The sequence below is a fragment of the Burkholderia sp. AU39826 genome, assembly GCF_020419965.1.
Classification (GTDB): domain Bacteria; phylum Pseudomonadota; class Gammaproteobacteria; order Burkholderiales; family Burkholderiaceae; genus Burkholderia; species Burkholderia semiarida.
This window is the reverse complement of record NZ_JAIZQG010000018.1, coordinates 127,741-134,782: the sequence shown is the minus strand read 5'-3', so window position 1 is coordinate 134,782 and position 7,042 is coordinate 127,741. Positions and strand designations below refer to the sequence as shown.

Annotated in this window: 5 protein-coding genes and 1 pseudogene; 4 read left to right on the top strand and 2 right to left on the bottom strand. The window is 66.0% G+C overall.

What is annotated here, in order from left to right; translation table 11 throughout:
• The 3 genes and pseudogenes from LGM42_RS25405 to LGM42_RS25395 form a co-directional block, all read left to right on the top strand.
• Window positions 1-239: pseudogene (locus LGM42_RS25405) on the top strand (ferritin-like domain-containing protein); the annotation flags it as partial.
• Between the two features lie 620 nt (window positions 240-859).
• Window positions 860-1,852 (top strand): LysR substrate-binding domain-containing protein, encoded by a 993-nt coding sequence (locus LGM42_RS25400; protein WP_319001462.1) that lies wholly within the window; start codon window positions 860-862, stop codon window positions 1,850-1,852.
• Between the two features lie 147 nt (window positions 1,853-1,999).
• Entirely contained in the window at window positions 2,000-2,824 is an 825-nt protein-coding gene (locus tag LGM42_RS25395) for an alpha/beta fold hydrolase (RefSeq protein WP_060314021.1), read from the top strand.
• Between the two features lie 55 nt (window positions 2,825-2,879).
• Here LGM42_RS25395 and proP read toward each other — a convergent pair whose 3' ends face one another.
• Window positions 2,880-4,349, bottom strand: coding sequence for a glycine betaine/L-proline transporter ProP (gene proP / locus LGM42_RS25390; protein ID WP_226233595.1), 1,470 nt, complete (start codon window positions 4,347-4,349; stop codon window positions 2,880-2,882).
• Between the two features lie 268 nt (window positions 4,350-4,617).
• Window positions 4,618-5,646 (bottom strand): DNA topoisomerase IB, encoded by a 1,029-nt coding sequence (locus tag LGM42_RS25385; RefSeq protein WP_226233593.1) that lies wholly within the window; start codon window positions 5,644-5,646, stop codon window positions 4,618-4,620.
• A gap of 388 nt (window positions 5,647-6,034) precedes the next feature.
• On the opposite strand from LGM42_RS25385, the gene LGM42_RS25380 reads away from it, so the two are divergent.
• Window positions 6,035-6,997: an ABC transporter substrate-binding protein gene (locus LGM42_RS25380; RefSeq protein WP_059583802.1), complete on the top strand. Its 963-nt coding sequence runs from the start codon at window positions 6,035-6,037 to the stop codon at window positions 6,995-6,997.
• The last annotated feature ends 45 nt before the right edge of the window (window positions 6,998-7,042 follow it).

Here is a 7,042-nt window from a genome sequence, read left to right as displayed (position 1 = left end):
TGAACCAGGCGCTGTTCCCGCGCGACACCGTGCAATCGCGCCTGCCGGATCCGGAATGGCTCGAGCGCTGGCTCGACGAGCAGATCCGTTTCGACGGCGAGTGGGAGAAGAAGGTGGTCGAGCGGATCCTGCACAACCTGTCGATCCTGTTCGAGCGCACGTTCGCCACCGCGCAGGAGCTGAACCGCTATCGCCGCGAAGTGACCGCGCGGGCGAATGAGGTGCCGGGCAACGCATAGTGAATGGGCCCTCGCGCGGCGCGGCGGCCACCGGATTCCGGCCGACAGGCGAACCCGATGTACGCCGATCGGCATTGCCGGCCGGCGGGTCATTCATTTCCGGAAATAATCGGCTCATCAGTTTCTTGAACTCGCATGGCAAGCTTGAATGTCATATGTTTAGTATTGTTCAATAAACGTTGAATTCCGGATTTAAAAGGCATTTTGCTCGCCTGTTGCGGGCGGTTTGTTTTTTCGCAATCCGGAAAACATAATGAATAGTCGGCTGATTGAAATTGAATTGTATGCGTCGGATGCCGGCTTTCCCGGTACGAAGCAATCGCCGAGACAGCGGCTGATTTAGCCGATAAATACCTGTTTTGGCGAGAATTTGTCCACTGTTTTCGAGCCTTCCATTCACTTGCATATCGATTTACAAAATCACTACCCGATAATATTTGTGTAAGAAAATACCGATGCAACGAAATTCGATAGATAAATACAAGTGTCACGATTGAAAATAAGAATGGAATGCATCCGTGCTTTCACTATAAAATCGTTTCAGAATCCAAATAGGAGAGACGATTCAGGGAGACGAGCGGCAACTTGCCTGTCGGTGGGTGCAACTTTGAGGCGGCGGTATGGCTAATGTGAGATTGGCAAAGAGATTGAGAAGTTTGCCTTCGCTGGATTTCCTGAGAGGCTTCGAATGCGCGGCGCGCCATTTGAGCTTCACGCGTGCGGGGCAGGAACTGAACGTCACGCAGTCGGCCGTGAGCCGCCAGGTCAAGGCGCTCGAGGAGCAGCTCCGGATCGAGCTCTTTCATCGGCACATTCGTTCGCTGACGTTGACCGACAAGGGGCGCGAGTTGTACGACGCGATCTCGTTCGCGTTGTCCGATCTCGAATCCGTGGTCGGCAAGCTGTCGTCGAGTGTCGGCCAGCGCGCCATCTCGTTGTCGACCACCGTCTCGTTCGCCGCGCTGTGGCTGATTCCGCGCCTCGGTTCGTTCCGCGCAAGCTATCCGGACATCGACGTGCGCGTGTCGGCCACGAGCGAAATCGAAGATCTCAAGCGCAAACGTTTGCATCTGGCCGTGCGCTATGCCGGCCCGTATACGTCGACCGACGATACGGACGTGCTGTTTCGCGAGCGTGTCGTGGCCGTATGCAGCCCGGGCCTGATGACGGCGGCAGGCGACGCCGCGTCGATGAAGCCGGCCGACCTCGACAAGCACGTGCTGCTGCATCTCGACGACCCGCGCGGCGAATGGCCGTGGCACGGGTGGAGCCAATTGCTGAAGGAACTCGGCGTGCCGCGGCTGCGGCCGGCCGGCGCGCTGCACTTCAGCCAGTACGATCAACTGATCCAGGCGGCGGTCGACGGGCACGGCATCGCGATCGGAAGGCGGCCGCTGGTCGACGGGCTGTTGAAGCAGGGGCGGCTCGTCGAGCTGTTCCCGCATTGCACCGTTGCATCGGGCAGCTATGTGCTCGTGCAGAACCCCGATGCTTGCAACGAATTCGATATCGCGGTGCTGACCAACTGGCTGCTCGAACAAGCGTGCCATCCGCTCGTGTCGGAGCACGACACGGCCGGCAGCAACGTGCTGCCGATGTATCGCGTCGGATAGCGCGGCACGGCGAATGCGCGGTGCGCGGCGTCATGCGCAGCCGCTGCAAATTGTGCGATGATGCGCCGCTTCGCGTTCGTCACAGAACGCCGCCATCGCGGCGCCCGTTTCCGGGCTGCCGCCGAGTCCTGACACTCCGGAGGCAGCATGCCCGCACAGCGCATTCAAGGCAGTACCCTGCATTACCACGATCATGGCACCGGGTTTCCGGTGCTGCTCGGGCACAGCTATCTGTGGGACGCCACGATGTGGGCGCCGCAGATCGATGCGCTGTCGAGCCGGTATCGCGTGATCGTGCCGGACCTGTGGGGGCACGGCGAATCGGGCGCGCTGCCGCAAGGCACGCACACGCTCGACGACCTCGCCGCGCACGCGAGCGCGCTGCTGGACGCGCTGGACATCGAACAGTGCGCGGTCGTCGGGCTCAGCGTCGGCGGCATGTGGGGCGCGCGGCTCGCATTGCGCGAGCCGCGGCGCGTGCGCTCGCTCGTGATCATGGACGCGTCGCTCGAAGCCGAGCCCGATGCGACGCGCACCCGCTATTTCGCGATGCTCGATGCGATCGAGGCCGCGGGCCGCATCGCGCCGCCGTTGCTCGACGCGATCGTGCCGCTGTTCTTCCGGCCGGACGTCAATCTGGAGGGCGCGGTGCCGGCCGCGTTTCGCCAAGCGCTCGCGAACCTGCCCGCCGACCGGCTGCGGCAATCGATCGCGCCGCTCGGCCGGCTGATTTTCGGCCGGCCCGACACGCTCGCGGCACTCGCCGAACTCGATGCCGCGCGCACGCTGCTGATGTGCGGCGCGGGCGACATGGCGCGCCCGCCGTCGGAAACCGTGAAGATGGCGAACGTGATCGGCTGTGCGCACACGCTGGTGCCCGACGCCGGCCATATCTCGAACCTGGAAAATCCCGCGTTCGTCACGCGCGCGCTGCTCGACTGGTTCGACGCGCAGCAACTGCAGGCGAACTGACGATCGCGCGAACGGCGACGCCCGCGCAGGCAGCGCGGCGTCGCATCGATCCGCGTCACGCGCGCTCGCTGACCGGGGTGAACTTGCGATCGCGCACACGCGCTTCGTCGGCCCCGCCGCGCACGAGGCTCAACGCTTCCGCGCGGCTCGCGACGCACGGCCCGGAACCGGGCAGCGGCTGGCGCGCGGTCTCGCGCAGCGCGAGCACCGACACGATGCCGATGAACGACGCGCCCATCAGGTAGTACGCGGGCATCATCAGGTCGCCGGTGCGATCGACGAGCCATGCGGTGACGAGCGGCGTCGTGCCGCCGAACAGCGACACCGACACGTTGAAGCCGATCGCGAGCGCGCCGTAGCGGATCCGCGTCGGGAACAGCGCGGGCAGCGCCGACGGCATCACGCCGGTGAACGTCGACAGCAGGATGCCGTAGATCAGCATCCCGCCAAAGATCGGCAGCGAGCCGCCGGTGCGGATCAGCATCAGCGCCGGCACCGACAGCGCGAGCAGGCCCACGCAGCCGGCCATCATCACCGGCTTGCGGCCGATCTTGTCCGACAGATGCCCGGCGTACAGCGTCATCGGCATCATCAGCACCATCACGAGCAGCACCATGAAGAGCCCGAGCGATTCGCGCACGTGCAGCGTCGCCGACAGGTAGCTCGGCAGATACGACAGCGCCATGTAGTCGGTCACGTTGAAGATCAGCACGAGGCCGACGCATTGCAGCAGCGGCTTCCACTGTTCGACGAGCAGCGTCGCGAAGCGCTGCTTCGGCCGCGCGCGCTCGTCCGCTTCGCGCGCTTCGGCTTCCTTTTTGAATGCCGGCGTTTCCTCGAGCTTGAGCCGCACGTAGAGGCCGACGAGGCCGAGCGGGCCGGCGATGAAGAACGGTACGCGCCAGCCCCACGACAGCAGCGTTTCCTGCGACAGCGTGGCCGTCAACAGCGCGACCGTGGCCGCGCCGAGCGTATAGCCGATCAGCGTGCCGAACTCGAGGAAGCTGCCCATGAAGCCGCGGCGCCTGTCGGTCGAGAACTCGGCGATGAAGGTGGCGGCGCCGCCGTATTCGCCGCCGGTCGAGAAGCCCTGCACGAGGCGGGCGACGAGCAGCAGGATCGGGGCCATGATGCCGATTGACGCGTAACTTGGAATCAGGCCGATCGCGAAGGTGCCGACGGCCATCATGATCATCGTGGCGGCGAGCACGCGCTGGCGGCCGATGCGGTCGCCGAGCGGGCCGAACACCATGCCGCCGAGCGGGCGCACGAGGAACGCGGCGGCGAACGTGCCGAAGGTGGCGAGCAGCTGTGCGGACGGGCTGCTGGACGGGAAGAACACCTTGCCGAGCGTGACGGCGATATAGCTGTAGACGCCGAAGTCGAACCATTCCATCGCATTGCCGAACGCCATCGCGCCAACCGCGCGCTTGAGGACGGCCGGGTCGACGATCGTGACGTCATCCAGCTTGAGGGCCTTGCGCGAAGACCGGGCTTTCGCGGGGTGCGCTTGCGATGAACTCAATGAACGCTCCTGGAATTGCCTTGGCAACCGGCAGGCGCGCAGCGGGGCCGTGCGGGCCGACGGACAGCGAAGGCGGATATCTTGGGGATGCCTCGATGCCGGTGGCGTGACGCGCGCAGCGGACGACACCGGGCAGGCGTGTTGTGCGAACCAGTTTAGAGAAACGCGCGCGAGCGGCTATCGGTCATGCGCCCGGAACCCGGTGGTAAACGACACGCGGGCAGCCGCGCCGGTCGCGCGTGGTCGGGCATCGGCCCGATGTGCACGCTCATCTCGCCGCGCGCGTGCTGGCGGAAACCAGCAACGCGACGAACGCCGCTTCGTCCGCGCGCAGGCCGCGCGGCGTACGCCGGACCGCGAGCGTGGCGAGCGCGCCGGACTCGAACGCGTCGAGCACGGCCGGATGAATGTAGCAGCGCCGACAGACGGCCGGCGTGTTGCGCAGCAGGTCGGCCACCGCGCGCACGGTCTCGACGATCTGCTTGCGCGCATGCGTGACGCGGCGATGCGGCGTGCGCCGCAACAATCCCAGCGCGTGCACGCTGCCGGCCCACGTCCGGTAATCCTTCGCGGTGAAATCGGCGCCGCCGGCCTCGCGCAGGTAGTCGTTCACGTCGGACGACCCGACCGGATGGCGTACGCCGTCGTCGTCCACATACTGGAACAGCTCGTGACCGGGCAGCTCCGCGCAGCGCCGCACGATCCGCGCGACCCGCGCGTCGTCGACCGTCACGTCGTGTTCGATCCCGCTCTTGCCGGCGAAGCGCAGGCGCACCCGGCCGGGCTGGATCTTCAAATGGCGCTTGCGCAGCGTCGTCAGCCCGTACGAGCCGTTTTCGCGCGCGTATTCCGCGTTGCCGATCCGCGCGAGCGTCGTGTCGAGCAAGCGGACGATCGTCGCGACGACCTTGTCGCGCGGCATGCCCGGCAACGCCAGATCGCGCGTGACGCGCGCGCGGATACGCGGCAGCGCCCGCGCGAACGCGGCCATCCGCGCGTACTTGTTCGCATCGCGGGTCGCGCGCCACTGCGGGTGATAGCGATACTGCTTGCGCCCGCGTGCGTCGCGGCCCGTCGCCTGCAGATGGCCGAGCGGATCCGCGCAGATCCACACGTCGGTATAGGCGGGCGGGATCGCGAGCGCGTCGATGCGGGCGATTTCCGCGGCATCGCGAATGCGTGTGCCGTCCTGCGCGTAGTACGCGAAGCCGTTGCGCAGCCGGCGGCGCGTGTAGCCGGGGTGGCGGTCGTCGACATGGCGCAGTGCGGCGACCGTGCCAGAAGCGTGCTGCTTCATGCCGCGGGGCGCCGGCCGGCGACGGCGACGGCGATGGCGGCGGTGCGCGGCGACCCGCGTTCACGTGCAGCGATCATGCTTGTCTCCTTGGGTTCGCGTGAAGGGCGGGCGTCCGGCATGGGGTGCGAACAGCCATGGCGAGGGAGCAAGAACCGTGCGCCGCCCCGCGCGGGGCGGCCAGCGCGGTTAGGTGTTTATACGTATGCCGATTCGGATATCAGCCCAATCCAACATTTCATTGGAAGGTTATCGGACTTGTTCCTAGACTGATGCGGGGCATGTATACCGCGCCGGCCGGACACGCCGGCCGGCGCAGCCCGATCCGCGCCAGCGCCACGCAGAAACACAACAGCGCCGCGGCACACAACGACATCATCGGAGACGGACCATGACATTCATCAGGAAGCTCGCGGCAGGCGCGATCGTCGCCGCGGCGACGGTGCTGGCAGGCGGCGCGCACGCGCAGCAAAAGCCGATCACGCTCGGGTTCTCGCAAGTCGGCGCTGAAAGCGCATGGCGCACCGCGAACACCGTGTCGGTGAAGAGTGCAGCGAAGGACGCCGGCATCAACCTGAAGTTTTCCGACGCACAGCAGAAGCAGGAGAACCAGATCCGCGCGATCCGCTCGTTCATCGCGCAGAAGGTCGACGTGATCGCGTTCTCGCCGGTCGTCGAATCGGGCTGGGAGCCCGTGCTGACCGAGGCGAAGGCCGCGCATATCCCCGTGATCCTGACCGACCGCGGCGTCGACGTGAAGGACCCGTCGCTGTACGTGACGATGATCGGCTCCGACTTCCTCGAGGAAGGACGGCGCGCGGGGCACTGGCTGGAAGAGCGCTACAAGAACGACGCAGGCCCGATCAATATCGTCGAGCTGCAGGGCACGGTCGGCTCCGCGCCGGCCAACGATCGCCGCGCGGGCCTGCTCGAAGTGATCAAGAACAATCCGAAATTCAAGGTGATCGCCTCGCAGAGCGGCGACTTCACGCTCGCCGGCGGCAAGCAGGTGATGGAAGCGTTCGCGAAGACCTACGGCAAGCAGATCAACGTCGTCTACGCGCACAACGACGACATGGCGCTCGGCGCGATCCAGGCGATGGAAGAGGCCGGCATCAAGCCCGGCAAGGACGTGAGCGTCGTGTCGTTCGATGCGACGAAGGGCGGCTTCCAGGCGATGGTCGCGGGCAAGATCAACGTCGACGTCGAATGCAGCCCGCTGCTCGGCCCGCAACTGATGAGCGCGGTGAAGGACGTCGTCGCAGGCAAGCAGTTGCCCAAGCGCATCGTGACCAACGAGACGGTGTTCCCGATGAACGTCGCGGCGCAGGTGCTGCCGACCCGCAAGTACTGACCTGTCCGCCCGTGCGGCGGCCTGGCGGCCACCGTCCGGCGACGC

Coding starts and splice junctions, on each gene's coding strand:
- LGM42_RS25400 (WP_319001462.1), top strand. CDS start 860: ATGGCTAATGTGAGATTGGCAAAGAGATTGAGAAGTTTGCCTTCGCTG.
- LGM42_RS25395 (WP_060314021.1), top strand. CDS start 2,000: ATGCCCGCACAGCGCATTCAAGGCAGTACCCTGCATTACCACGATCAT.
- LGM42_RS25385 (WP_226233593.1), bottom strand. CDS start 5,646: ATGAAGCAGCACGCTTCTGGCACGGTCGCCGCACTGCGCCATGTCGAC.
- LGM42_RS25380 (WP_059583802.1), top strand. CDS start 6,035: ATGACATTCATCAGGAAGCTCGCGGCAGGCGCGATCGTCGCCGCGGCG.